The organism is Amycolatopsis sp. NPDC043885, from assembly GCF_056435685.1.
The window spans coordinates 142,560-168,521 of the sequence record NZ_JBWKEA010000016.1; the positions used below are offsets into that span (position 1 = coordinate 142,560).

General features: G+C 70.3%; 24 protein-coding genes and 1 pseudogene. 15 read left to right on the forward strand and 10 right to left on the reverse strand.

What is annotated here, in order from left to right; all coding sequences use genetic code 11:
• Window positions 1-289: 289 nt before the first annotated feature.
• Genes AC069I_RS33885 through AC069I_RS33895 form a run of 3 tightly spaced genes read left to right on the forward strand, consistent with a single transcriptional unit; the run spans window position 290 to window position 2,888 of the window.
• On the forward strand, window positions 290-904 hold the full coding sequence (locus tag AC069I_RS33885) for a DUF1989 domain-containing protein (protein ID WP_478267221.1): 615 nt from the start codon (window positions 290-292) through the stop codon (window positions 902-904).
• The gene (locus AC069I_RS33890) at window positions 901-2,022 is read left to right on the forward strand and encodes an oxidoreductase (RefSeq protein ID WP_478267222.1); all 1,122 of its coding nucleotides are present in this window, start codon (window positions 901-903) and stop codon (window positions 2,020-2,022) included. The genes AC069I_RS33885 and AC069I_RS33890 overlap by 4 nt, the downstream gene beginning before the upstream one ends.
• A complete protein-coding gene (locus AC069I_RS33895; RefSeq protein WP_478233001.1) occupies window positions 2,019-2,888 on the forward strand; it encodes a polysaccharide deacetylase family protein in 870 nt (289 codons plus the stop codon). The genes AC069I_RS33890 and AC069I_RS33895 overlap by 4 nt, the downstream gene beginning before the upstream one ends.
• Here AC069I_RS33895 and AC069I_RS33900 read toward each other — a convergent pair.
• Window positions 2,876-4,435 (reverse strand): helix-turn-helix domain-containing protein, encoded by a 1,560-nt coding sequence (locus tag AC069I_RS33900; protein ID WP_478267223.1) that lies wholly within the window; start codon window positions 4,433-4,435, stop codon window positions 2,876-2,878. The two genes, AC069I_RS33895 and AC069I_RS33900, sit on opposite strands and share 13 nt — an antisense overlap.
• Before the next feature lie 117 nt (window positions 4,436-4,552).
• Here AC069I_RS33900 and AC069I_RS33905 point away from each other — a divergent pair, with 117 nt between their 5' ends.
• The 3 genes from AC069I_RS33905 to AC069I_RS33915 are packed head-to-tail and all read left to right on the forward strand — an operon-like array spanning window position 4,553 to window position 7,031.
• A complete protein-coding gene (locus AC069I_RS33905) occupies window positions 4,553-5,761 on the forward strand; it encodes a serine/threonine-protein kinase (RefSeq protein ID WP_478267224.1) in 1,209 nt (402 codons plus the stop codon).
• 56 nt (window positions 5,762-5,817) lie between these two features.
• Entirely contained in the window at window positions 5,818-6,444 is a 627-nt protein-coding gene (locus tag AC069I_RS33910; RefSeq protein WP_340688205.1) for a ClpP family protease, read from the forward strand.
• A complete protein-coding gene (locus AC069I_RS33915; RefSeq protein WP_016335566.1) occupies window positions 6,441-7,031 on the forward strand; it encodes a ClpP family protease in 591 nt (196 codons plus the stop codon). Before AC069I_RS33910 ends, AC069I_RS33915 begins: the two co-directional genes overlap by 4 nt.
• 51 nt (window positions 7,032-7,082) lie before the next feature.
• Here the strand turns inward: AC069I_RS33915 and AC069I_RS33920 are convergent, their stop codons facing one another.
• Complete coding sequence (locus AC069I_RS33920; RefSeq protein WP_478233004.1) at window positions 7,083-7,415, reverse strand: helix-turn-helix domain-containing protein; 333 nt, start codon at window positions 7,413-7,415, stop codon at window positions 7,083-7,085.
• 45 nt (window positions 7,416-7,460) lie between these two features.
• The gene (locus tag AC069I_RS33925; RefSeq protein ID WP_478230120.1) at window positions 7,461-8,405 is read right to left on the reverse strand and encodes a GlxA family transcriptional regulator; all 945 of its coding nucleotides are present in this window, start codon (window positions 8,403-8,405) and stop codon (window positions 7,461-7,463) included.
• A 71-nt stretch (window positions 8,406-8,476) separates the two neighbouring features.
• On the opposite strand from AC069I_RS33925, the gene AC069I_RS33930 reads away from it, so the two are divergent.
• Window positions 8,477-8,812, forward strand: a complete 336-nt coding sequence (locus AC069I_RS33930; RefSeq protein WP_478230121.1) for a cupin domain-containing protein — start codon at window positions 8,477-8,479, stop codon at window positions 8,810-8,812.
• On the opposite strand, the gene AC069I_RS33935 is transcribed toward AC069I_RS33930, so the two are convergent.
• The 4 genes from AC069I_RS33935 to AC069I_RS33950 all read right to left on the reverse strand — a co-directional run bounded on the left by AC069I_RS33935 (window position 8,797) and on the right by AC069I_RS33950 (window position 11,521).
• Window positions 8,797-9,066: a dienelactone hydrolase family protein gene (locus tag AC069I_RS33935; protein ID WP_478233006.1), complete on the reverse strand. Its 270-nt coding sequence runs from the start codon at window positions 9,064-9,066 to the stop codon at window positions 8,797-8,799. The two genes, AC069I_RS33930 and AC069I_RS33935, sit on opposite strands and share 16 nt — an antisense overlap.
• A complete protein-coding gene (locus AC069I_RS33940; protein ID WP_478267225.1) occupies window positions 9,063-9,722 on the reverse strand; it encodes a pentapeptide repeat-containing protein in 660 nt (219 codons plus the stop codon). Before AC069I_RS33940 ends, AC069I_RS33935 begins: the two co-directional genes overlap by 4 nt.
• Before the next feature lie 91 nt (window positions 9,723-9,813).
• On the reverse strand, window positions 9,814-9,990 hold the full coding sequence (locus AC069I_RS33945; RefSeq protein ID WP_340688199.1) for a CsbD family protein: 177 nt from the start codon (window positions 9,988-9,990) through the stop codon (window positions 9,814-9,816).
• Window positions 9,991-10,249: 259 nt separating this feature from the next.
• Window positions 10,250-11,521 (reverse strand): MFS transporter, encoded by a 1,272-nt coding sequence (locus tag AC069I_RS33950; protein WP_478267226.1) that lies wholly within the window; start codon window positions 11,519-11,521, stop codon window positions 10,250-10,252.
• A gap of 89 nt (window positions 11,522-11,610) precedes the next feature.
• Between AC069I_RS33950 and AC069I_RS33955 the strand changes: the two genes are divergently transcribed.
• From AC069I_RS33955 to AC069I_RS33965, 3 genes and pseudogenes are all read left to right on the forward strand, one after another.
• Window positions 11,611-12,018: a helix-turn-helix transcriptional regulator gene (locus tag AC069I_RS33955; protein WP_478230125.1), complete on the forward strand. Its 408-nt coding sequence runs from the start codon at window positions 11,611-11,613 to the stop codon at window positions 12,016-12,018.
• Between the two features lie 88 nt (window positions 12,019-12,106).
• A pseudogene (locus AC069I_RS33960) lies at window positions 12,107-12,633 on the forward strand (EF-hand domain-containing protein).
• A gap of 94 nt (window positions 12,634-12,727) precedes the next feature.
• Window positions 12,728-13,654, forward strand: coding sequence for a hypothetical protein (locus tag AC069I_RS33965; RefSeq protein WP_478267227.1), 927 nt, complete (start codon window positions 12,728-12,730; stop codon window positions 13,652-13,654).
• 103 nt (window positions 13,655-13,757) lie between these two features.
• Here AC069I_RS33965 and AC069I_RS33970 read toward each other — a convergent pair whose 3' ends face one another.
• The gene (locus AC069I_RS33970; protein WP_340688194.1) at window positions 13,758-14,393 is read right to left on the reverse strand and encodes a helix-turn-helix transcriptional regulator; all 636 of its coding nucleotides are present in this window, start codon (window positions 14,391-14,393) and stop codon (window positions 13,758-13,760) included.
• Window positions 14,394-14,475: 82 nt separating this feature from the next.
• Complete coding sequence (locus AC069I_RS33975; protein ID WP_478230128.1) at window positions 14,476-14,727, reverse strand: hypothetical protein; 252 nt, start codon at window positions 14,725-14,727, stop codon at window positions 14,476-14,478.
• A gap of 277 nt (window positions 14,728-15,004) precedes the next feature.
• On the opposite strand from AC069I_RS33975, the gene AC069I_RS33980 reads away from it, so the two are divergent.
• The 5 genes from AC069I_RS33980 (at window position 15,005) to AC069I_RS34000 (ending at window position 24,882) form a co-directional block, all read left to right on the forward strand.
• Complete coding sequence (locus AC069I_RS33980) at window positions 15,005-17,068, forward strand: BTAD domain-containing putative transcriptional regulator (RefSeq protein ID WP_478267228.1); 2,064 nt, start codon at window positions 15,005-15,007, stop codon at window positions 17,066-17,068.
• A 60-nt stretch (window positions 17,069-17,128) separates the two neighbouring features.
• Window positions 17,129-20,782, forward strand: a complete 3,654-nt coding sequence (locus AC069I_RS33985) for a BTAD domain-containing putative transcriptional regulator (RefSeq protein WP_478267253.1) — start codon at window positions 17,129-17,131, stop codon at window positions 20,780-20,782.
• 20 nt (window positions 20,783-20,802) lie between these two features.
• The gene (locus tag AC069I_RS33990; RefSeq protein ID WP_478267229.1) at window positions 20,803-22,062 is read left to right on the forward strand and encodes an ABC transporter substrate-binding protein; all 1,260 of its coding nucleotides are present in this window, start codon (window positions 20,803-20,805) and stop codon (window positions 22,060-22,062) included.
• Window positions 22,063-22,073: 11 nt separating this feature from the next.
• Window positions 22,074-23,435, forward strand: coding sequence for a GH1 family beta-glucosidase (locus AC069I_RS33995; RefSeq protein WP_478267230.1), 1,362 nt, complete (start codon window positions 22,074-22,076; stop codon window positions 23,433-23,435).
• 211 nt (window positions 23,436-23,646) lie between these two features.
• Complete coding sequence (locus tag AC069I_RS34000) at window positions 23,647-24,882, forward strand: HNH endonuclease signature motif containing protein (protein WP_478230132.1); 1,236 nt, start codon at window positions 23,647-23,649, stop codon at window positions 24,880-24,882.
• A 250-nt stretch (window positions 24,883-25,132) separates the two neighbouring features.
• Here the strand turns inward: AC069I_RS34000 and AC069I_RS34005 are convergent, their stop codons facing one another.
• Window positions 25,133-25,960, reverse strand: a complete 828-nt coding sequence (locus tag AC069I_RS34005; protein WP_478267231.1) for a carbohydrate ABC transporter permease — start codon at window positions 25,958-25,960, stop codon at window positions 25,133-25,135.
• Between the last annotated feature and the right edge of the window lie 2 nt (window positions 25,961-25,962).

A 25,962-nucleotide genomic window follows, 5' to 3' on the forward strand; every position in this document is an offset into this window, starting at 1 on the left:
CTCTCGTCCCAGGTACACCAGCGACCACAGCAGGCACAGCGGCCCGCGTGTGAAGGCCCCCTTTCCCTCGACTCAGCCGAGGGAAGGGGGCCTTCATGTACTTCAGGCGGGCACGGGCACCGGTACCGAGTGGGTCACCGGGGTCGTGAGTGGCGATTCGGGTTCTAACCCGAATCGCCACTCACGACCACCTGTACCGACGCACTCCTAGAGACTTCTCCAACCATGCTGCTTGATCATGGAGACTCCTCCATAGCGAGCCATCGGCCCGCCCCTGTTTGCTGAAGGCATGAGCAGAACGGAAGTGCCACCGGGGACCGCCAAGGCCGTCCGGGTGGCCGCGGGGGATCTGGTGCGGGTGATCGACGTCGACGGCGGTCAGGTCGGCGACGTGTTCGCGTTCGCGGGCAACGGGACCGAACTGTCCGAGCACCACAGCGCGGCGCACACCCGCGCCGGGATCGACAGGCTGTTCCCCGCCGTCGGCGAGTCCTTCGTGACCGACCTGCGCCGCCCGATCCTGACGCTGGTCGACGACACCTCACCCGGCGAGCACGACATGCTCATCCCGGCGTGCGACCCAGCCCGATACGGGGCGCTGGGCGCTCCGGGCCACCGGTCCTGCGCCGCGAACCTGCGTGAGGCGCTGGCGGACGAAGGCCTCGGCTTCACGGGCCCGACGCCGCAGCCGATCAACGTCTTCATGCGCGTCCCGGTCGGCGAGAGCGGGCGGCTGACGTGGCTGACCGCGAACTCGCGGCCCGGCGACGCGGTGACCCTGCGCGCCGAGATGGACTGCGTCGTCGTGGTCTCCGCCTGCCCGCAGGATCTGGTGCGCATCAGCGACGCCGGACTCTCCCCGCTCGCCATCGAAACCGTCCACAATGGAGGAACTCGGTCATGACGACCACCGTCGAACACCCCGCACTGGCCCCGATCGCGCTCGGCGGCCTCGCCCTGCGCAACCGCTACGCCGTCGCCCCGATGTCCCGCGTCTCGGCCGGCCCCGGCGGCACCCCGACCGGCGAGATGGCCGACTACTACGCCGAATTCGCCCGCGGCGGCTTCGGGCTCGTGTTCAGCGAGGGCACCTACCCCGACACCGCGGCCAGCCAGGGCTACCTCAACCAGCCGGGCCTCGCGCGGGACGAGCACGTCGCGGGCTGGCGAGTCGTCACCGCCGGAGTCCGCGCGGCGGGTGGCCGGATGATCGCCCAGCTCATGCATGCCGGGGCGATCTCCCAGGGCAATCCGCACCAGGACCACACCGTCGCTCCTTCGGCCGTCCAGCCGCGAGGGGAGATGATGCGCGCGTACGGCGGCTCCGGGCCGTGGCCGGTCCCTCGCGAACTCACCACCGCCGAGATCGACGACGTCGTCGACGGTTTCGCGGCCGCGGCCGTGCGGGCCCGTCAGGCCGGGTTCGACGGCGTCGAGGTGCACGCGGCGAACGGGTACCTCCTCGACCAGTTCCTCACCGATTACACCAATCGGCGCACCGACTCCTACGGCGGACCGGTCGCGAACCGGATCCGGCTGACCGCCCGCGTCGTGACCGCCGTCGCGGAGTCGGTGCCGGAACTGGTGACCGGGGTGCGACTGTCGCAGACGAAGGTCAACGACTTCACCTACCGCTGGCCCGGGGGCCGCGACGACGCCGAGGTGATCTTCGCCGCGGTCGCCGAGGCGGGCGCGCAGTACCTCCACATCGCCAGCGAGGGCCGGAACTGGCTCGAGACGGCGAAGCTGGCCGACGGCGGCACCATCACCGCCCTCGCCCGGCAGATCACCGGGCTGCCGGTGATCGCCAACGGCGGGATGCACGACCTCACGCAGGCGCGGGAGGTGCTCACCGGCGGGCACGCGGACCTGCTCTCACTCGGGCACGGCGCGCTGGCCAACCCCGATCTGCCCGCCCGCGTCGCCGCGGCGGAACCCCTGGCCGAGTTCGACCGGGCGATGGTCTCCCCGACGGTCACGGTGGCGAACGCGCGCCGCTGGCGGGAGAGTCGGCAAGCGTGACTGAACCCAGCTGGCACGGCGGCGCGGCCGCGGTGGCGACCCTGACCTTCGACGTGGACGCGGAGTCCCCGATCCTCGCGCGAGGACGGGGCTACGCCGGCCACCTCTCGACCATGTCCCATCAGGCGTACGGACCCCGGGTCGGGGTGCCGCGCATCCTCGACCTGCTCGACGAACTCGCCGTACCCGCGACGTTCTTCGTGCCGGGCTGGGTCGCCGAACAGCGGCCCGGCCTCGCCGCCACGATCGTGGAACGCGGGCACGAGGTGGCCCACCACTCCTACAGCCACCGTCCGCCGACCACGATGACCGCTGCCGAGCACCGTGCCGATTTCGAGCGGGGCATGGCGGTCTTCGCGGCACAAGGCATCGAGATCAGCGGACATCGTGCGGCGGGCTGGGAGTCCACTTGGGACACTCCGGCGCTGGTGGCCGAGCACGGGCTGAGCTACGACTCGTCGCTGATGGCCGACGACCGGCCGTACCTGATCGACACCGGGGCCGGCCGGATCGCGGAGCTGCCGGTGCACTGGTCGCTCGACGACTGGGAGCAGTACGCGTTCCTTCCCGCGCCGCAAGTGGGCTCGGTGATCACGTCCCCGGTGCGGGTGCTGGAGATGTGGCGCGCGGAGCTGGACGCGATGCGCCGCTACCGATGCCTGTTCAACCTGTGCCTGCACCCGTTCCTTTCGGGCAGGCCGGGACGGCTCGCGGCGGTGCGCTCGCTCATCGAGTTCGGGCTCGGCCTCGGCGACGTCCGGTTCGCCCGGTGCCGAGACGTGGCCGCCGCGGCGCTGGCCGACCCCGCCTTGCCCGCGGAACCCTTGCGGCGCCTCGAAATCGACCCGGCGGTCTACCCGGACTGAGCCGCCTCCAGTGCCAGGAACAGGTCGACCCGGTCCGCGGTCCGGCCGACGTCGCGGCCGGTCAGCTCGGTGACCTTGGCCAGCCGGTTGCGCAACGTGTTGACGTGCACGTACAGCGCCGCGGCGGTGGCCGCCCACTGGCCGTCGTGGTCGAGGAACGCCCGCAGGGTCGTCTCCAGGTCGCCGTCGCGGACGCGGTCGTGCTCGCGCAGCGGGCCGAGCAGGGCGTCGGCGAAGGTCTGCCGCCACTGCTCGTCGTGCGACTCCAGCAGCAGGCGATAGCTGCCCAGCTCCGCGAAACTCGCCGCGACCGGGCCGCTACGCCTGCCCCTGAGCGCGCGGCAGGCTTCGCGGCTGCGTGACAGCGGCACCCGCAGTTCGGCCGCGCCGGGCACGGGATCGGCGAGCCCGACGACCACGCGCCCTCCGGCGAGGCGGTGCGACACCGCCGCCGCCAGCCGGGTCGCGAAGGCGGCGGGCGACTGCCGTCCCGAACGGAACGGCAGCACCGCGACGACGTCCTGGCTGCCCGCCGCCACGACCGCGGGCAGCCCGTCCGCGAGCAGGAAGTCCGTCACGGCCTCCGCCATCCCCGGCGGGGTCGCGGCGTCGTCACCGGCGAACGCCAGCGCGATCACCGCCAGCGGCCCGTCAGGGTCGACGCCGAAGGCACGCAGCCTGCCGGGTACCTCCGCGGCGCGCTGCGCGCCGGACAGCACCATGTCCAGCAGTTCGACGGCGAACCGCATCTCGATCGCCTGCACCGCCTGATGCCGGGCCACCTCCAGGCTGAGGTAGCGGGCGGTCTGCTCCAGCGCGTCCCGCTCCTCGCGCGTCAGGTCGGCCACGGGCCGCAGGCACAGCAGCGCGGCGTCCGCGTCGCCGATCGCGCCCACGGGGAACAACGCCACCCGCGTCCCCGCGCCGAGATCCGCCTCCAATGGCGGTGGATGCCCGGCCAGCGCCTCCGCCGCGGCGCGCGACTGCCCGGCGTCCAGCCCGGCACCGGCCGACGCGAGTTCCCGGCCCATCCGGTCCACGACGGCCAGCGGAAGCTCGTGCTCACGACGGAGGACCGCGAGCACCCCGGACGCGCCCGCGCCTCGCGACAGCGCCGAGGTCAGCTCGTCCCCTCTGCGTACCAGAGACAGCAAAGCGTTCTGCCGGTCAGTGGCCTGGATCGCCGCCGCGGCACGGGTGACCGCCGTGAACGGCACCGCCACCGAGATCTCCAGCAGGGGCAACCCGGCTTTCCGGCAGGCGTCGGCGAGCTTCGGAGGAGTGTCGCGTTGCTCCACCCGCAGGCCGAAGATGATCCCCGCCGCTCCGGCGCCGGCCACTCGCGCGACGAACTCCGCCGGCTCGACGCGGTCCAGCCACAGGCCGTTGGTCAGCACGACCTCGTGTTCGCGCACGTACGGCCCGGGGTCGGGAAGCTCGGTGTTGTGCACCCACAGCACCTGTTCGGCCAGTGCCCCGTCGCGGCCTGGGACGACCACCCGCAGTTCGAGCGCCGGGTCGTCGGCCAGGGCCGCCAAGGTCAGCATGACTGTGAATATATCCAGCCGGGTACGTCCTTTATGGATGAACGGCCATTTCATCGTTTTGTCATGAGCGCTGGTTAGCGTCCCTCGAAGACCCTTCAGGATTCGAGGAGAACCACTGTGACGGCTGTTTTCCGCACGATCGCCGAGCGCTACACCCTGCTCGAGGAGCTGGGTCGCGACGGGACGGCCGTGCTGTGGCGTGCCGAGGACGGGCCGGACGGCCGCCAGGTCGCGATCAAGGAACTGCCGCTTCCCGCCCACGATCCCGCCCTGGTGGAGCGGCTCCAGCGCGAAGCCCGTGTCGAGGTGGATCACCCGTCGGTGGTGCCCGTCCACGATGTCGTGGTGGCGGACGGGACGGCGTTCCTCGTGATGGACCTGGTGGAGGCCCGGACGTTGGAGGAGCTGGCCTCATCGGGTCCGATACAGCCGCGGTTCGTGGCCGAAATCGGCGGGAAGGCGCTCGGCGCGCTCGCCGCCGCGCATACGGCGGGCGTCGTGCACGGGGACGTGCGGCCCGCGAACATCCTGGTGGCTCCCGACGGCGCGGTGAAACTGACCGGCTTCGGGATCGCCAAGGCCCTCGCCCCGGTCGGTACCCCCGCGTTCCTCGCCCCCGAAACGATCGCCGGGCACGAAGGCACTCCCCACTCCGATCTCTGGTCGCTCGGCGTGACGCTGCTCAGCGCGAGCGAAGGCGGGAACTACTTCCAGCGGGCGAACGTCGCGGCCACGCTGTACGCCGTCGTCAACGAGCAGCCGCCCTTCACCCGGACGACCGGGCCGCTCGCGGACGTCCTCCGCGGGCTGCTGGCGAAAGCCCCGCAGGCGCGCATGCTGCCGGATCACGCGCTCCCGCTGCTGACCCAGGCCGCGAGCGGGGTCGAAACCCCTGTGCCGAGGCCGCCTTCCGCCGGGCTCAGCATGCCTTCGGTGCCCGCGATCCTGGCCGGCGTGGCGAGCATGCTCTTCGGTTTCTACGTCCTCGTCGTCGCGATGATGATCCACCGTGCGTACTACCTGTTCGACCTGCTCTGGCCGCCGCTGCTGCTCGCCCGCGGCGGCATCGTGCTCGCGGGCGCGCTGTGGGTGGCAGGTGGCGGTCTCCTGTTCGCCAGGGTCCGTCATGGGCAAGTCATGCTCAGCGCCGCCGGCGGGCTGACGCTGATCACCGTGCTGATGCTCAACGCGGTCGACGACGAACGGGAGTACTTCGGCCTCGCCCTGCAACCGGGTCTCACCCTCGACATCGTCGCCCTCGTCTTCGCCGTGCTCTTGACCATCGCCGTATGGTTCGTCCCGGCCAAGCGCCCTGCTGTGGGCTGATCCGCTCACAGCAGAGAAACCGGCGGACGGCCGGGCCCCGGCGGCATGGTCGGGGCATGACCGACTACGAGAAACAGCCACTCTTCGACCAACGGCTCCGGGAACGGTTCTTCAGCCAGCGTGTGCTGGTCCTCGACGGCGCGCTCGACGACGACAACGGCACGGTCCTCACCACCCAGCTCCTGTCACTGGCGAGCGAGGACCCGCGCAAGGACATCGCGTTGTGGATCCATTCGCCGGGCGGTTCGGTCCCCTCGATGCTGGCCATCCGCGACGTGATGCGGCTCGTACCGTGCGACGTCGCCACCCTCGCGCTGGGACTCGCGTGCAGTGCCGGGCAGTTCCTGCTTTCCGCGGGCACCCCGGGCAAACGGTTCGCCTTGCCGCACGCGCGGATCCTGATGCACCAGGGTTCGGCGGGCATCGGCGGTTCGGCCGTCGAGGTGGAGGTGCAGGCGGACGACCTGCGCTACACGCGGGACACGGTGCTCGGCCTCATCGCCGACGACACCGGGCAGCCCATCGACCGGATCTTCGCCGACTCGCTCCACGATCGCTGGTTCACCACCGAGCAGGCGCGCGAATACGGCTTCATCGACCACATCGTCGAGAGTCTCGACCAGGTCGTCCCCGTCCGCACGCACAAACTCGGCCTCGGCACGGAAAGGGGTGCGGGCGCATGAGCACCTACACCATCCCCAACGTCATCTCCCGCAGTCCCGCCGGCGAGCGGATCATGGACGTCTACTCGCATCTGCTGTCGGAGCGGATCATCTACCTCGGCACCGCGATCGACTCCGGGGTCGCCAACGCGCTGATCACCCAGCTGCTGTACCTGGAGGCGGACAACCCCGAGCAGGAGATCAACCTCTACATCAACACCGAGGGCGGCGACCCGTCGGCGATGCTCGCGTTGTACGACACCATGCGCTTCATCAAGGCGCCGGTGGCCACGACCTGTGTCGGCCAGGCCGTCGCGGCGGGCGCGATCCTGCTGGCCGCGGGCGAGGCGGGGCACCGGTTCGTGCTGCCCCACACCCGGGTGGTGCTGCACCAGCCCGCCGCGCAGGGCCGCGGCACCATCCCGGACCTCATCCTCCAGGCCGACGAGGTCGTGCGGGTGCGGACGCAGCTTGAGGAAATCCTTTCCGCGCACACCGGCCGCGCCGTCTCCGATCTCCGGCACGACACCGACCGGGACCGCGTGTTCGACGCTGCGGGCGCGGTCGCGTACGGGCTCGCGGACCGCGTTCTCGACGAGCGAGCTTAGGCGCTGTCCGGTAAGTCTGTCCGATGGGCTTCGTGACTTGCCGGACAGCACCTAGGCGGCCATGAGCACGGGCCCTCGCGGACGGCGGCCGACCGCGAGACCCGTGCTGCCGCCATGGCTGATCGTGCCCGCGATACCGAAGAGCAGATCCGCCAGGTCGATCCCGAGCGCGCCGGTGACCGCGGCGATCATCTCGCTGGACGGTTCCTTGCGGCCGCGTTCGATCTCGGACAGGTACTGCGGCGAGATCCCGGCGCGTTCCGCGACGTCGACGAGGCGGCCGCCCTGGTCCTCCCTCGCGGCGCGCAGGCTCTTCCCCAGCACGTCACGCCACAGCGGCTCCGGTTCGGGACGCTTCTGGTGGAAAGGGAGGATGTCCGCCATACGATCATCGTGACATTCCGCCAGGGCGCGCGTGCGCCGTTCCGCTCAAGGCGAAACCGAGCCCCGGAAGGCGCGCCGGTACGCGCCCGGCGTCGTGCCCACCTGATCGCGGAAACGCCGCCGGAGGTTCACGGCCGACGTCAACCCGACTCGGGTCGCGATCACCTCCACCGGCAAGCCGGTCTCCTCCAGCAGGGTGCGCGCCTCGGTCACGCGCCGCGTCAGCAGCCATGCCCCCGGTGTGGTCCCCAACTGGTCGGCGAAACGCCGGGCGAGCGTGCGGGGCGAGACATTCAGGTGCGCGGCCAGATCGCCCACCGACAACGGTGTCCCGAGGCGTTCGCCCGCCCACTCGAGGAGGCCGTCCAGTTCGTCGCCGGGCGGCGGCGCCGGGACGAACTGCGCCTGACCACCGTCGCGGTGCGGCGGCATCACCATGTGCCGGGCGACGAGGGCGGCGTGCGCGGCCCCGTGGTCACGCCGGACGAGGTGCAGGCAGAGATCGATCCCCGCGCCCGCCCCGGCACTCGTGGCGACGTCGCCGTGGTCCACGTAGAGCACATCCGGTTCCACGCGTACCCGCGGGAACTCTTCCCGCAGCCGGGAAGCACGCGCCCAGTGCGTGGTCGCCGCCCTGCCGTCCAGCAGTCCGGTGCGGGCCAGCGCGAAAACGCCGGAGCAGATCGTGACGAGCCGCGCTCCCCTGGCGTGCGCGCGCAGGAGCGCCCTGCGCACGGGGGCCGTCAAGGGTGCCTCCACCGGCGACCAGCCGGGGATGAGCACCGTGTCGGCGCCGGCGAGCGCGGACAGGCCCCGGGTCACGGACATCGCGTACCCGGCCGTGGTGGGCACCGGGCCGGGTTTCTCCGTGCAGACGTCGAATTCGTAGTACCGCGGCACCCCCGGGCGCTCCGTGCCGAAGACCTCGGCGGCGATCCCGAGTTCGAAGGTCGACTGCACGGGCCGCACCAGTGCCATCACGCGATGCATGGCAGGAAAGTACCCCATGGTGTCTTCCCTGACACTGTCCGGCGGCAGGGCGGTCGCGGCACGATGAAGTCATGCACCCCGAGATCCTCGCCCAAGAGGGCTACACTTCCTTCCCCGTCAAGGAATCCCCGGTTCGCGAGCTGTTCCCCGGGATCCGTCTTCGTCCACTGTGGACAGGAGCCGACGGCGCGCACGCCAACGTACTGGAAATGGATCCCGGCACCTCGTGGCCGCACCGCGACGTCCACGAACCGGGCCCCGAAGAGGTGTTCGTCGTCTCCGGCACCTTCAACGACGGTGCTCGCGACTATCCGGCAGGGACCTTCCTGCACGCTCCGGCCGGTTCGTGGCACGTGCCCGCGTCGGCGACCGGGTGCACGCTCTTCCTCTTCTACCCGGAGGGCTGAATCTCCAGGAACTCCAGAACCCGTTGCCAGGTCAGGGTCGCCGCGTCGAGCCAGCCGGGGAGCGCGCGGGTGGCGACGGTGGACCACCCGATCCGGTCCTTCAGCGTGAAACCGTCTTCGAGCGTGGACGCGGTCTCGCCGCGGTAGAGGTCCGGGGTGGTGACCTCGTGACCGGCGGCGCGCAGCCGCTCCGCCGCGTCCAGCTCCGCCTGCCGTAACCCCAGTACCGAGTGGAACAGCACGACGTGGGTCATCCGACGACCGACAATCCACTCTCGGTCGCCAGGATCCCCGCGACCGAGACGGCTTGTTCGCCGGTGATCTTCGCGCCGCGCAGGGTCACCAACCCACGGACACCGGACAATCGCGAGCCGCGGAGATCGCAGTCCAGCGCGCCGGTCGCGGCGAATTCCGTGTCCGTGAACTCACAGTCCACAAAGGTCAGCCGGGACAGGTCGCCGGAGAACACCGTCTCCCGGAACGAACAGCCGGAGAACACGACCGAACCCTTCACCCGCTCGACCGTCACCGACGCGTAGTCGAACCGCGCGTTTTCGACGTAGAGATCGACGGCCGACGTGATCGCCACCCCCAGCCCGATCGCCCGGCAACGAAGGATTTCGACCCGGCGCGCGGTCAGTTCGCGGATCGCCGCGTTCGACAGGTCGACCCCTTCGAGGATCACGTCGGAGAGCGCCAACCTGTCGAGGCGCGCGTTCGCCAGGCTCACGTCGGAGACGAGGGAATGCGCGATCTCGCCGCCGCCACGGACCCCGTCCTGGTCGCCGCCGTCGAGACGGACCGAGTCGAAGTCGAACTCGCCCCGGAACACGGCGGGTTCGCTGTCGAGGCCGTCGCCTTCGACGGAAGGGCGCCGCACCTTGATGCCGTCGAAATCCCGGAAGTCCATGATCCGGACCGTACCGCAGCCCAGCGCGTGAAGGCCCCTTCCCTTCGCTGAGCCGAGGGAAGGGGCCTTCACGTGCTGGGCAGGCCGTAGGTCAGTCCCGGACACCCTTTACGGCGTCCTTGATCTTCTCGCCGGCCTGCTTGACGTTGGCCTTGCCCTGCTCGGTCTTGCCTTCCGCCTGCCACTGCTCGTTGTCCGTGGCGTCCCCGGCGGCTTCCTTGGCCTTGCCTTTGAGCTCTTCGACCTTGTTCTCGGCCTTGTCGTTCATCAGGGCCTCCCTTCGTTGTCCGCCGTCTCCGGATACCCCGCTTCCGCCTCCGGAAACGGCGGATCCGCTGTTCACCGGCCGTTCGCGACGGCCCCAGTAGGGGCGAACCGCTCCGCAGAGGGCGATGACCCGCTCACCGAGGCCGGGGTCCGGATTGCAGACAGGACAGCAGGCGTGGGCCGCCCGTTCGATTTCGGCCGTCATCCGCCACCTCCAGGTTCGGCTTGGTGTCCGGCCCTGTAGGTCGTTATACATACTTTCAGCCCTTTTCGCCGCAGGGCGGTACGGCATCGGATCCGAGTGCGACGCGTCCGCCGTCCCGAATCCTCCGCAAAGGGTTGACGAGGACGAATACCGCGCCACAGCAGATGATCCCGGCCGACAGCACAAGTCCGGTCAGCGTGCCGAAGACCGTGCCGACGAAGCCGGCGGCAAGGCCACCCAGGGTTCCGGTGCCGAAGACCACGGAGAGCGCGGTCCCGTTGACCCTGCCCATCAGTTCCGGTGGAGTGATGCGCTGAACCAGGCTGAGCACGTGGATGTTGAAGACCGAGTCGGCGAAACCGATGAGGAACTGGCTCACGATCAGCGTGGTCAACGCGGCTTCGTTTCCACCGATCGGCAACAGCAGGAAGCCCGATCCGGTCAGCAGGATCGAGGTGGCCAGCGTCCGGCCGAGGGTGATCCTGCGGGCGATCGCACCGGACGACACCGCGCCGAAGATCAGGCCGACCGTACCGATCGCGAACGCGAGACCGACGGCCCCCGGGCTCAGCTTTCCGTCCCCGTAGGCGAAGACCAGTACCAGGGTGTTCCCCGTCGCCACGCCGAGATTCACCGTCGTGCTCGCGAACATCAGATTGCGCAGCCGGGCGTCCGACAACAGCATCGCCAGGCCCTCCCCGGCCTCTCTCAACGCCGATCGCGGCTCCCCGGCCCTCGCCGGGGGCGGCTCGCGGTGGCGCATCAGCGTCAGTGTCAGCAACGAAGCGAGAAAGGACAGGGCGTCGGCCAGGATCGCCAACGCGGTGCCGAGGATCTGCATCAGCCCGCCCGCGGCGCCCGCACCGCCGACCTCGGCGACCGCGCGAGAGGTTTGCAGCCGTTCGTTCCCCGCCACGATGCCCTCAGGTCCGGCGAGTACCGGCAGATAGGACTGGACGGCGATTTCGAAGAAGACCGTCAGGACGCCGACCACGCCGGCGACCACGAACAATTGGGTGAGGGTGAGAACGTCGAACAGGTAGGCGACCGGGATCGACCCCATCGCCACCAACCTGCCGGCGTCGGCCCCGATCATGGTCTCGCGAAGCGGCAGCCGGTCGACCCACACACCCGCCAAGGTGCCGATCAGCACGAACGGCAGAAATCTCAGGGCGGCCAGCAGTCCGACGTCCCATGCGGTCCCGCCGAGCCCGAGCAAGGCGGCGGTCGGCAACGCTATCCGCGAAACCTTGTCGCCGAACGCGCTGATCGTCTGGCCGATCCACAGGCGCCGGAAGTCGCCGGGGAACGCGAAAGATGAAGGCATCGAAATCCGATCACTGGAAGGAAAATCGAGCCTAAGATCCAATAGACGTCAAAGCCGGGTCGGTTATTCGAAGTCGAGGAGAGCGGGAAATGCCCCAGCGGCCGGTCGGTTCCGGGGGAATCGCGGGAATGATCCAGCTGCACCAGGCGGCGCCCCTGATCGAGCGACAGCACGCGATCATCGAGCTCCTGCGGGTTCGGGCGCCGCGCCGGGTGACGGGCGCGAGGCTCGCGGAAGGCACCGGGGTGAGCCTGCGGACCGTGGAACGCGACATCGCCCGTCTGCGCGAAGCGGGCGTTCCCATCACCATTCACCGCGGGCCGCGCGGCGGCTACGGCATCGACGCACGACCCGTGCTGCCGCCGATCTCTCTGACGCCGGGCGAAGCCTCGGCGCTCATAGCCTCCTTGGTCGCCGTCGGTCCGTACACCTCGGCGGTGGCACAGTCCGCGCTGGGCAAGATCCTCGAAGCGCTCACCGGAAATGACCTCCGGTAACGAGTGAACGGCCATCCCCCGATCGTGGCTCACCGGGCCCTGAATGGCCGATGTGCCTCTACGGTGTCCGGTTCCATCGTTCCGACGCATGGCTAGCGACTTGCAACGGCGCAAGATCTCGGGCGTCTTCGCCGCGATGGATGCCGACGGCGACGTTTCCTTCAGGAGCAGGACTTCCAGGCGTTGGCCGAGCGCTGGGCGCGGCTGTGCGGCCCGGGTGACGAGCGGCGCCTGACCGGCATCATGCTGAGCTGGTGGGCGACGTTGCTGGCGGCCTCGGATCTGAACCGCGACGACAAGGTGACCCTGGACGAGGTCCTGCTGGTGGTGGACAAGCTCCCGGAAATGCCCGAGGCCGTGACCGCGACCGCCGACGCGATGTTCGAAGCGATCGACGAGAACGGAGACGGCCTGATCTCCGCGGCGGAGTACCGCCAGTTGATCGAGGTCTGGAACGGCCGCCCCGCCGACACCGACGCCACCTTCCCGCTGCTGGATTCCGATGGCGACGGAATGCTGTCCCGGGACGAGTTCGCCGCGCTGTGGCTGGATTTCTGGGCGGGTGACGACGCTGAGGCGCCGGGCACCCTGGTCTTCGGACCACTCGCGGCCTGACCCGTCGCGGCTTTCGGGCCGACCCGGCGTCCATACGGGCCAGACCCCGCCGGGTACCACGTCATGAACGCCCTGCCGGCTCACGATGGCGGACGTGGACGCCGTACGGGAAACCGGCTCGATGGTCTCGAGCGCCATCGCGCTGTGTCTGCGGGACCGGTGGACGGAAGCGGCCGAACTGTTGGCGGAAAACGATTCCTGGCGCACGGAATCGGCGGTTTCCGCCATGTTGGGTGAACTCTTCGGCGGCCTGGCCGAGCTCTGGGACGGCCGTTGCGCGCGGTTCGGCGCGAATCTGACCGAGCGCGAGCGGTGGCCGTTGAGGACGGTGCCGCGGCACCGGAACGACCAAGTCACCTCGTACGTCACCGCGTTGCTGGTGCTGGGCGAACGAGCCCGCGCGGAAAAACTGCTCGCCGACGAGGCCTTTCCCGAAACCGGTCTGCGTGACAGCGATCGTTCGATACTCGCGGCCATGCGCGGCCGGCCCGCCCGCGCGATCGACTTCGCCCGCCGCTCCGTCGCCGACCGTTCGCGGCGCGGCTACGACATCGGCTCGGCCGCGGCGCACCTGTCGACCGTGTCGGTCCTGCTGTCACAGGGACGGTCCACCGAGGCACGGGGATTGCTGGCCGCCGCCCGCGCCACGGCGCCGACGCTGGCGCATCTGCTCGACATCGCGGAAGCCCGCGTCGACGTCGCGTCGGGCGAAACCGACCGCGCCGTCCGGCGCCTGCACGCGGCCACCCGCGGACTCGCCGTCGGCACGGACATCGCCTGGGCCGAACTCGCCGAGCTCGCGTTGCGAAGGAACGACCGCGCATCGGCGAAGCAGGCACTCGACGCGCTGGAGGACCTCGCCACCGCGATGCCGACGGGCCGGGTGTTGCTGCATCGCCATCTGGTCCGGGCCTGCCTCGGTGAGGAGCCCGCCGATGAATGCCTCTGGCTGGCCCGCGAACGCGACCAGCCGCTCGAACTGGCCGTCGTCACCGAACGCCTGGCCCGGCACCGCGCGTAAGACACGTGCGTGAAGCCGGATCTCGCGTGTTTCCAGCCGGAAGACGCGGTGCGGCCTCCGATCACGCGAGTTCCGTCTCCAGACACGCGAGTTCGGGTTCCGGTCAGATCACCCCGGCCCGCACCGCGTACGCGACGGCGTGCGGCCGGTTGCGCAGCTTCAGCCGTCCGGTGATGCCCTGGATGATGTGCTTCACGCTGCGTTCCGAGTAGCTGAGCTCGCCGGCGATCTCGACGGTGTCCTTGCCCTCGGCCATCAGCCGCAGGACGTCGATCTCCCGGGTGGTGAGCCCGGCGGTGTTGACGCCCATCGGGTCGAGCACCTCGCGTTGCAGCCGCTCGACGTGCTTGAGCAGTTCGCCGAGCAGGCTCGGCGGGAGCACTCCGCCGCCCGTGGCCGCCGCGCGGACGGCGTGCGCCAGCCGTTCGCCGGTCGTGGCCGACCGCGGCAGGACCGCCACCACCCGGCATTCGATGGCGGGCACGAGTTCCGCCTCGCTGATCTGGCTCACCACGAGTACCACCGGCTTGCCGTCCTCGGCGGCGAGCCGCCGCAGCCAGAGCACGATCTCCGGCGTCAGGCATTCGGCGGCGAACACCAGTACGTCGGTCTCGGCGCGCCGCTCCCAGTCCCTGATGTCGATCCCCTGCTGCGTGCCCAGCTGGCTGGCCAGGCCGGCAGTGGTGATCGGGTCGGGCGCGTGCACCGCCACGGTGATCTGTCGGGTTTCCGTGTCCACTTCGTCCCCTCCGCTTGTCCGCGGCCCCAGTCGGATGGGACACAGTCTGCGAAGGAGCTCTTCACGAAGTCTCCACGAGTTCTCAACGAGGCGTGAAGGACTTCGTGGCCTGCTGAAACGCGTCGACGTACTTGGGAAGCTCGTCCAGGATCTCGCGGAGCCTGCCCTCGGGTCCGGTGTAGTCCGGGTCGGCGAGAAGGGCGTAGCCGAAGGCCAGCGTCCGCCGAAGCTCGGTGATGCGGGCTTCGGCCTCATCTGCGTCGAGGACCAGCCTGCCGTTCCGGGCGAGGCTGAGCAGGACATCGCCGGCGAAGTGTTCCTGATCCTGGCTCACTGTCACAGCATGCACAGCCGCGCATGCCTTCGAACAGCGCCGGAGGACATTCTGCCCCTGGGAACGCCCGGCTTTGCCCGGTCGCCCCTCGCCTGAACGGGGCCTGAAACCCACATGAACGGACATCCGACTGTCCACGAACCGGCATGATCCGGGCTCAAGGGCCGAAACCCACACGGTGAGTGCCCGATTGATTGCGAAACCCACATCGCCGCCACTAGGCTTTCCGCTGAGCAGGACACTCTTTTTCGGCAGTCGGACGCACAGGCGGCAGGTCATGGACGAGGTTTCCTCGCTGACGGTGCGGCTGCTGGGCGGTTCCCCCGCCCGCCACGGCGGAGGCGAGATCGCGCTGGGTCCCGCCCAGCGTCAGGCGGTGTTCGCCACGCTCGCCCTGCGTGCCGGCCAGTTCGTCTCCCGCAAGGAGATCATCGACGCCGTCTGGGGCGAGCGGCCCCCGGACAGCGCCACCGGCATCGTGTACACCTACGTCTCCGCGCTGCGCCGCGCGCTGGAGCCGGCGGGCGAACCGCTCGTCGCCAGCCGTGCCGGCTACAGCCTCGACCTGCCGAAGCAGCAGGTCGACGTCCATGTCTTCGAAGCGGAGCTGGAGCGGGCCCGCGCGCACCGGCTCGCCGGCTCGCACGAACGGGAGCTGGAATCGCTTCGCTCCGCGCTCGGGGAATGGCGGGGTTCCGCGCTCGACGGGATCCCCGGGCCGTTCGCCGAGACCCAGCGCACCCGGCTGAACGAGCTGCGGATGAGCGCGCTCGAACGCCAGGCCGAGGTCGCGCTGCGCCTTGGCGGCTACCGCGAGCTCGTGGGCGAGCTCGCCGTGCTGGTCGAGCGCCATCCGTTGCGCGAAGGCCTGCACCGGATGCTGATCACCGCGTTGTTCCGGTCAGGCAGGCAGGCCGAGGCGCTGGCCGCGTTCGACCGCGCCCGCGAGACGATCATCGAGCAGTCCGGTCTCGAACCCGGGCCGGAACTGCTCATCCTGCGGCAGCGGGTCCTGGACGACGATCCGGCACTGCACCAGCAGGACCGGCCGGCACGGCATCGGCAGGCCCATGCCGTGCCCGAACGACCGTCCACCCTCGTCGGCCGGGAGTTCGAACTCCGCCGGGTGCGCCGTCACCTGGCCGCACTGCTGGACGAAGGCCGCGGCGGGACGATCTGGCTGGACGGCGAGGCGGGCGGCGGCAAGAGCGCGTTCCTGGCGGAGGCCCTCGCCGACGCGAGGAGCCGCACGCGCTGGGTCGAAGCCGACGAGCTGACCGGCGCGGTCCCGCTGAGCCTCATCGCCGACAGCCTCGGCGGCGAAGCACTCGAAGATCTCGGCAAAACGGTCACCGAACTGTGCGAAGAAGGGCCGCGGGTGCTCGTCTTCGAAGACCTGCACTGGGCCGACGAGGAAAGCCTGCTCGCCTGGCAGCGGCTGCACCGGTTCACCGCGCACCTGCCACTGCTGCTGATCGGCTCGGCGCGGCCCCTCCCCCGGCGCCGCACCCTCGAAGTCCTCCGCTCGCGGCTCGACGGGGACGTCATCTCGCTGCCGCCGTTCGACGGCCCGGCCGTCGCCGCGCTCGCCGAGGAAACCTTGGCCAGGGACCCGGGCGAAGACTTCCTCGGGTTCGCCGCCGGCTACAGCGCCGGGAACGTCGGCTACCTGTGCGAGCTGTTCGCCGGATTCGCCGACGGGCGCGAGCCCGACGTCACGCCGCACAGCAGGCTCGCCGCCGTGGTCGAAGATCATCTCGCCGCGCTTTCCGTGCCGTGCAAGCGAACGCTGAACTCGGCGGCACTGCTCGGCTCGTCGTTCACGGTCGCCGACCTGACGGGTGTCACCGGCCGCGAGCTGCGGGCGCTCATCGGAGCGGTCGAAGAGGCGCTCGCCGCGCGCGTGCTGGAAACCGAGGGAGAACGGCTGCGGTTCCGTGTCCCGCTGGTGCGGGAGGTGTTCGCCGCGAACACCCCGCCCGCCATCCGCGCCGTGCTGCACCAGGAGATCGCCGCGACCATGGCGGGCTCCGGCGCGCCCGCGGACCGCGTCGCCGAGCAGCTGCTCCAGGTCGGCGACGAGCTGACGGCCCGTTGGATCCCGCAGTGGCTGCTCGACAACGTCCGCGCGCTGCCAACCGGACCGGCGGCCGAACTGCTCCATTTGCTTTCCCACCAAAGAAATCTGACCGAGGATCAGCACCGGAGCCTGGCGGGCGAGCTCGCCGCGCTCCTTTTGCCCGAAACGGGGGCCACGCCCTCCTGGTCCGCGCGGCCCTGGTGCGCGCCGCTGCACACACTCGCCCGGGTGCGCGACCGAACCGCACCGAGGACGTCCTAAACTGCGGGGACACAGTAGTGATCCGGCCACTTTCGGTGCATGACGAGAAATGGAGCCGGCGTGACGAACGGGCTGCGCGTCGAGCTGCTCGGGCCGCCTCGTGCCTGGCTCGACGACGTCGAGCTGAAGCTCGGGCCCGCCCGGCAGCGCGCGGTCTTCGCCACCCTGGCGGCGCGCCGCGGCCAGGCGATCTCCCTCGGCGAACTGATCTCGGACGTCTGGGGCGAGTCGGCTCCCGCCAGCGCCACCGGCAGCGTCCACACCTACGTCTCCGGCCTGCGCGGCGCGATCCGCAAGGCGGGCGGTGACGCGCACGAGGTCCTGAGTTCGTCCGGGTCGAGTTACGTACTGCGGCTGGACAGGGAAGCGCTCGACGTCAGCCGGTTCGAACAGGACGCGGCGGCCGCCCGGCGGCTGCTCGCCCACACCGATCAGCAGGGCGCGGCCGCCCGGCTCACCACCGCGCTCGATCTCTGGCGCGGCGAGGCCTACTCCGGCGTGCCGGGCCCGTTCGCCGAAGCGGAACGCGTCCGGCTCACCGAACTCCAGCTCACCGCCACCGAACTGCGCGCCACGGCCCTGCTCGGCATCGGTGACCACCGCGAAGTGGTGGCCGAACTGACCGCGCTGGTGCAGCGGCACCCGTTACGCGAGTCGTTGCACGAAACGCTCATGCGCGCCCTGCACGCCAGCGGGCGGCAGATCGAAGCGCTCAGCGCGTATCGCGAGGCCAGGCGAATACTGCGGGACGAACTCGGCGTCGAACCCGGTGCCCCGCTGCGTGAGCTGCACCAGCGCATCCTGGACGGCAGCGAAAAACCTGTCACCCGACCGAAACCGGTTCCGGTCCGCGTCGTGCCGCCGCCGGTCGCCAAGGCGATCGAACGTGGCGGCCAGGGCCGCCTGCCCGGCCGCGCCCGGCAGGTCGAGCGGCTGGACGGCTTCGTCACCGACGTGCTCGCCGGCCGCGGCCGCCCGGTCTGGCTCGAAGGCGAACCGGGCATCGGCAAATCGGAACTGCTGATCGCCGGGCTGGCGGGCGCCGCGGCGCGTGGCTGCCAGCTCGCCTGGACCGCGGCCGACGAGCTGCGGCAACGGTTCCCGCTGCAGGTGATCATGGAATGCCTCGGGGTGCACCACGGCGCGGCCGATCCGGCCAAGGCCAAGCTGGCAGGCGAGCTGCACGCCGAACCCGCGCACGGGAACTGGGGTCCCGCCGACCCGATCTTGTCCACTGTGGACAAATTGCTGGCGCTGGTCGACGAGACCTGCGCGGCGGGCCCGCTGGTGCTGGTGATCGACGACCTCCACTGGGCGGACGAGGCGAGTGTGCTGCTGTGGCAGCGGCTGGCCGCCGCCACCCGTCAGCTGCCGCTTCTGCTGGTCGCCGCCACGCGCACCGGGCACGGCCGCCGCGACCTCGCCCAGCTCCGTCGCGGGGTCGAGGCGAGGGACGGCGAGATCATGCCGGTCGAAGTGCTGACCGACGACGACATCGCCGCCGTGTTCGAGGTGGTCCTCGAAGCCAAGCTCGGGCCGAGCCTGCGCCCGCTGGTCCGGCGCGCGGCAGGGAACCCGCTTTACGCCAGGGAGATCGCGCACGACCTGGTCCGCACCGGCTCTCTGCGGATCAAGGACGGCGTGGCCGAGGTGACGCTGGACGGCACCGAGAACGCGCCGCGGTCGCTGCTGGCGGCGGTGGCCAGGACGCTGGAATGCCTCGACCCCGGCACAACCGAGATCCTGCGGACGGCCTCACTGCTCGGCGCGGAGTTCGCCGTCGAGGACCTCGCCGCGCTGGCGGACAAGGGCCCGCTGGAGGTCCTGCGGGAGCTGGAGCCCGCCACCACCGCGGGCGTCATCGAGTACGCCGGCGACAAACTCGCCTTCCACCATCCGTTCCAGCGTCAGGCGCTCTACGGCGCCATCGCGGAACCGATCCGTGCCGCGTTGCACCGGCGCGCCGCCGAGTCGCTCGCGCGCGCGGGCGCGCCGATCAAACGGGTCGCCGAGCAGCTGGCGGCCGGGCCGGTGCCGTTCGATCCGTGGCTGGCGGGCTGGCTCACCGCCAACCACGTCGCGGTGTCCAACCGCGCGCCGCATATCGCGGCCGACCTGCTCCGCGGCGCGCTCGACAGCACGGTGCCCACCCGCGAGCAGCGGGAGACGCTGATCGCGGCGCTGGTGCGCGTGCTGTTCCGGCTCGAACTGGCGCCCGAGGCGGAAGCCGAGCAAGCGGTGAAGACCGTCACCGACAAGGCGGATCTGGCGCAGATGCGGCATTTCCTCGCCGCGCTGCGGTACCGGCGGGGCGACACGCCTGGCGCGATCGAGGCACTCGCCGACACCGCGGACGACCCGTCGATGCCGGAGCTGTGGCGCACCAGCACCCGGACACTGCTCGCCAACTTCCGGCGCGGCACGCTCGCCGATCTCGACGAGACCGAGCGGATCGCGCGGGGGCTGCACGCCGAGGCGGCGGAGGCGGGCGAACGCTATCCCGCCGCGCACGCGCAGCAGACGTTGTGGCTCGTGCACTCGATCCGCCGCGAGCACGACCGGGCGCTGACCGCGATCGACGCGGCGCTCGAGACCACCGGCGACGAGTCCGACCTGGCGACCCTGCGGTTCGACCTCCTCGACAACCGCCTGTTCACCCTGCAGAACCTCGACCGGCTCGCCGAGGCCGACGCCACGCTGCACGCCGGGTACGAGACGGCCGCGCGGCACGGCCTGCCGACCGGTCCGCAGGTCTCGGCGGCCGTGCACTACTACTGGACCGGCCGCTGGGACGAGGCGCTGGCCGAATTGGACTCGGTCACCGAGGACGGCCCGGCGATCACCTTCTACGGTGTCCGCGAGCCGGGCGCCGCCGCCCTGCTGTTGCACGGGGTCGCCGCCCTCATCGCGGGCCATCGCGACGAACGCGTCGCCGTCCGCGCCCATCTGGAAGCGGCCGAGGCGCACTCTCCGTCGAACTCGTCCGAGCGCGAGAGCTGCGACTTCTACCTGGCGGCACAGGCGATGGCCGCCGAGCAACGCGGCGAGCTCGACGACGCGCTGCGGCTGTTCGCGCCGGTGCTGCGCCCCGACTACGCCCGGATGATGCTGCGCCACCAATGGCTTCCCGACGTCGTCCGCGTCGCGCTCGCCGCCGGGAACGACGCCGTCGCACAGGACGCGCTCGCCGTCTGCGCCGAGGAGGCGAGCCAGGAGACCGTTCCCGCCAGGGCCACCGCGGCCGCTCTCCGGTGCCGGTCGCTGATCGACGGCGACCCCGAAGGCATGCTGGCCGCGGCCGATCACTACCGCGAGGTCCACCGCCCGATCGAACTCGCGGCCGCGCTCGAGGACGCCGCCGAACTGCTCGGCCGCGCCGGTTACCTCGAAGCGGCGACCCGTTCGCTCACCGAAGCGTGCGAGGTGCTCGGGGAGGTCGGGGCCACCTGGAGCATCCGCCGGGCGGAAAGCAGGCTGCGCCGCTACGGCGTGCTGAGCCGCGCCGAGCGGAGTCCCCGGCACAGCGGGGCGCTCTCGCCGCTGGAACTGCGGGTCGCGCGGCTGGTGGCGGCGAAGCTGTCGAACCCGGAGATCGCCGCCGAGCTGAGCCTGCCGCGGCGGACGGTGCAGTCGCTGGTGTCCAGGGTCCTGACCAAACTGCACGCCGATTCCCGGCTCACCGTCGGCGACCAGCTGCCGAGACGACTCGCGTGACCGCACGACCGAGGAGAACCATGACCCGCGTACTGGCCGGCTTGACGGCCCTTGTGCTGCTGCTCGCCGGCTGTTCGGGCACGCCGGAGTCCGGCGGCCCGATCAAACTCACCGTCGCCACCTTCGGCGAGTTCGGGTACGAAAAACTCTTCGACGACTACGAAAAGGCTCACCCGGGGATCACCGTCGAGGGCCGGGTCGCCGACTTCGAGACGCATCACCGCCAGCTCGCCACCGGGCTCGGCGCTGGGCGCGGCAGCGCGGACGTGGTGGCGATCGAGGAGCAGTACCTCCCCAAGTTCCGCCAGTCGACGGACAAGTTCACCGATCTCTCCGAGTTCGGCGCGCAGGGCCTCCGCGAGCAGTGGCCTGCCTGGAAATGGGACCAGGGCACCGCCGAAAACGGGAAGTTCGTGATGGGCCTCGGCACCGACATGGGCAGCCTCGCGCTCTGCTACCGGCGCGACCTGTTCGCGAACGCGGGCCTGCCGTCCGACCGCGACCAGGTGGCCGCGCTGTGGCCGACCTGGGAGAAGTTCGCCGAAACCGGCGAGCGGTTCAGCGCGAAGGCACCGGACGACGTAAAATTCGCCGACTCGGCGGGCACCGTCTACACGGCGATGCTCAACCAGGCACAGGAAAACTACTTCTCCAAGGACGAGCGGTTCATCGCCGACACGAACCCGAACGTGCGCAAGGCCTTCGAGCTGGCGGGCGGGATGGCGCTGAAGAAGGAGACGGCCGCGGTCACCACCTTCACCCAGCCGTGGACGGTGGCGATCAAGCAGAGCCGGTTCGCCGCCATCACCTGTCCCGCGTGGATGCTCACCCAGATCGAAGAGGCGGGCGGACCGGAGCTCGCGGGCAAATGGGACGTCACCTCGGTTCCGGGCAAGGCCGGCAACTGGGGCGGCTCGTTCCTGACCGTCCCGAAGCAGGGCGCGCACCGCAAGGAAGCCTACGACCTCGCCGTCTGGCTCACCGCGCCCGAACAGCAGAAGCGGATCTTCCTGGAAAGCGGGCTGCTGCCGAGCGCGCTGGGCGCGTACCAGGACACCGCCGTGCTTTCCCACACCAGTCAGTACTTCAGCGGCGCGCCGATCGGCAAGATCTTCGCGGCCTCCGCCGAGGCCCTGCGGCCGAACTACCGCGGGCTGCGCGACGGCGAGGTGCGGCCGGTGTACGGGCACGCGCTCGGCCGCGTCGAAGAGGGGAAGCAATCGCTCGACCAGGCGTGGAGCCAGGCGGCGACCGAAGGCCGCGCCGCGGCCGCCAACTGAGCGGGGACGGCGTGACACGCAAGTTTCCGGCCGGGTTCCGCTGGGGCACGGCCACCGCGGCGTACCAGATCGAGGGATCGACGACGGCGGACGGCCGCGGACCGTCCATTTGGGACACTTTCACCGCACAGCCCGGCCTGGTGCTCGACGGCGCCACCGGAGACCCGGCCTGCGACCACTACCGGCGCTACCGTGAGGACATCGGACTGCTGAACGGCCTCGGCGTGCCCTACTACCGGTTCTCAATCGCGTGGTCGCGGATCATGCCGGACGGCCGCGCGGTCGAACCACGCGGCCTCGCCTTCTACGATCGCCTTGTCGACACCGTTCTGGAACACGGGATCACCCCGATGGTGACGCTCTACCACTGGGATCTCCCGGAAGCGCTGCAGGCGGAAGGCGGCTGGCCGCACCGTGACCTCGCGAGCCTTTTCGCCGACTACGCACTGACCATCCACAATGTACTCGGTGACCGGGTGCGGCAGTGGACCACGATCAACGAGCCGTTCTGCGCCGCCTTCATCGGCTATGGCAACGGCGATCACGCGCCGGGCATCCGCGACGAGGGCGCGGCACTGGTCGCCGGGCACAACCTCCTGCTCGCGCACGGCAAGGCCGTGCAGGCGTTGCGGGCGAACGGCAGTGGGCAGGAAGTGTCCATCGTGCTCAACTTCGCCCCGGTGCTGACCGATGTGGACGACGCAGCGCACCGTGAGGCCGCACGCAAGTTCGACTTCCTGCACAACAGGTTCTTCCTCGATCCGCTGCTGGGCCGCGGCTATCCGCCCGAGCTACTGGCGGATCTGGCGCATCTCGGCACGCTGGAACCGGCGATCGCCGACGGCGATCTGGAGATCATCGCGCAGCCGCTGGACGTCCTCGGCGTCAACTACTACGCGCCCGCCCGCGCGGTCCCGCTCGAAGACCCCGAGGCCGACAGCAACTGCCCGCTGCCCGGTCTGCGCGGAATGGACGTCCAGCCGCCCCGCGGCGACCTGACCTCGCTCGGCTGGGAACAGCGGCCGGAGTGCTTCACCGAACTGTTGCTGTGGCTGCACGAACACTGCCCCGGCCTGCCGCTCGTGATCGCCGAGAACGGTGCCGCGTTCGAGGACGAGGTCGTCGACGGGCGGGTGCACGACGAGAAACGCGTGCGGTACTTCGCCGAACACCTCGCCGCCGTGCACGACGCGATCCAACGCGGCGCCGACGTCCGCGGCTACATGGCCTGGTCGCTGCTGGACAACTTCGAGTGGGCGATGGGCTACACCCAGCGGTTCGGCCTCGTGCACGTCGACTTCGAAACGCAGGAGCGGGTGCTCAAGGACAGCGCCCGGTTCTACGCGGATGTGGTGGCGCGCAACGGGCTGTGACGGCGTTGTTGCCGGAAAACGGCGACGCACCGGTGGCTGCCGGTGGCCGGGCGCATGCCCTGTGGTCACACACTGCGGTTCGGCCTCAACCACTCAAAGACAGCACCCGGTTCAATGCGGATGCGGTGGCGCGCAACAACCTTCCGTCGTCGCCGAAAACGGCGACGCACTGGAATCGAAAACTGTCGGTGGTCGGTTGTAGCTTCTGTGTGTGGACACACGCAACGCCACTGTGGCGCTACTCAAGGAAATCACTGCTTCTGATGTGTTGAAGGAGGTCAATGCCGGGCTGGATTCGTTGGAGGACAAGGATGCTGTCGACGCGGCTGTCGCGGCGTCGGAGGGGATCGCACGGTTGGAGGCGGTCCGGTTCCGTGCGTTGGCTCAGCTGAATCGTCACCGTGGCGGGGCGTCGAGTGTGGTGCAGGAGGTCGCGTTCGCTCTGTCCGTTGTGGACGGTCATGCGGCCGGTCTGGTGTCGACTGCGGCGGCGTTGACCACCCGCCTGCCCCGGACACTCGGGCTGCTGGATCGCGGCGAGGTGGGTGGTTATGGGGCGATGAAGGTCGCCACCGCGACGGCGTGGCTGTCGGACGAGGATGCCCGCGCGGTGGACGAGGTGTTGGAGGACCGCCTGCCGGGTAGGAATTCGGATCAGATCCGGAAGGCGGCGAATCATGCGGCGGTGATGGCCGACCGTGACGGCGCGGCTCGACGGGCGGAGCGGCACCGTGGCGGGCGGCGGTTGTCGATCCGCCACGGCGAGACCGGGGTCGCCTCGATCGAGGTCGAAGACGGCCCGGTGGAGAAGGTCGCCGCGGCCTACACGCGGATCGATCGTGAGGCGCGGGCGCTCAAGACCGGGGACGAGACCCGCACCCTGGATCAGCTGCGCGCCGACATCGCCCTCGATCTGATGTTGGGCGGCCAGGGTGGCAAGGGGGAACGGTCCGAAGTGTTCCTGTACATGGACCTGAATACCTACCTGGGATTGAACGAGGATCCCGCCGAGTTGGCCGGACACGGCCACATCCCCGCCTCACTGGCCCGGCACATCGCGTCCGGGCCGGACACGGTGTTGCGGCGGATCATCACCGACCCCTTGTCGGGGCAGGTCCTGGATTTGGGCCGCGATCGGTATCGGCCGACGGCGGGACTGGGCGAGTTCGTTCGGGTCCGGGACCGGGAATGCCGAAGACCCGGCTGCCACCGTGTCGCCCAAGCCTGCGACCTCGACCACTCCGTGCCCTGGCAGCACGGCGGCCACACCGCCAACACCGAACTCGTCGACCTCTGCCGCCGCGACCACCGCCTGAAAGACGAACCCGACTGGATCTACCACCTCACCGAAGACGGCACCCTCACCATCACCACACCCACCGGACGCAGCTACCACAGCACACCACCACCACTGCACGAACCCCGCGCCGAAGAGCCACCGTTCTGAACCGTCACCGAAAAACGGCAACGTGTCCACAACCAGCGGCGCCGACCTGGTCGCCGGAATACGGCTACGGCCCGATCGGGCTGGACTCCGCTCGTGATCACGCCGTGGGCCTTCCTGACGCCGAAAACGGCCATGGCCCAGCCACTCGACACAACCGCGGCCGCACCAAGCGACAACACAACACCCTGCCCTCGCCGAAAAACGGCAACCACCCGGCCACGAGAACAGGGCCCAAACCCGACCGCGGTCGTCAGGCCCGCGGCGCGCCCCGCATCACGCCGTCGACCACCTTCCTGGCCAGCAGGATGAACAACACGATCACGGGGAGCACACCGATGGTTGCCGCGGTGAGCATCAGCGAGTAGTCGGTGAAGTAGCCGCTCGCCAGCCGCGACAACGCCACCTGGACGGTCGGATGCGCGTTGGGGTCGAGCACGATCAGCGGCCAGAAGAAGTCGTTCCACGCGGTCATGAACGTCAGCATCGCGAGCACGGCGGCCTGAGGGCGGATGGCGGGCATGGCGACGTGCCAGAACAGCCGCGCGGTCGAACAACCGTCGACGCGTCCGGCGTCGAGCAGTTCGCCGGGGATCGCCTCCTCGCACGCCTGCCGCATCCAGAACACGCTGAACGCGCCGACCAGCCCCGGCACGATCACCGCCTCCAGCCGTCCGTACCAGCCGAGTTCCCCGACCACGAGGTACAGCGGGATGACGCCGAGCTGGGCCGGCACCATGGCGGTGCCGATGACCACCAGGAAGAGCGAGTCGCGGCCCGGGAAGCGCAGTCGCGCGAAGGCGAAGCCGGCCATGCTGGAGAGCAGCACGTTCGACACGGTCACCGTGCCGGCGACGATCAGCGAGTTTTGCATCGCCAGCCAGAAGTCGACGGTCCCGAAGACCCTGCCCACGTTCTCGATCAAGTTGCCGCCAGGCAGCAATGGCGGCGTGGTCTCGCCGAGGGCGGAGTTGTCCTTCGAGGACACCACGAACGACCAGTACAACGGGAAGATCGACGCGACGGCGACGGCGAGCAGCAGCCCGTAGACGACGAAACCGGTCCGTTCCCTGGCCGCCACGG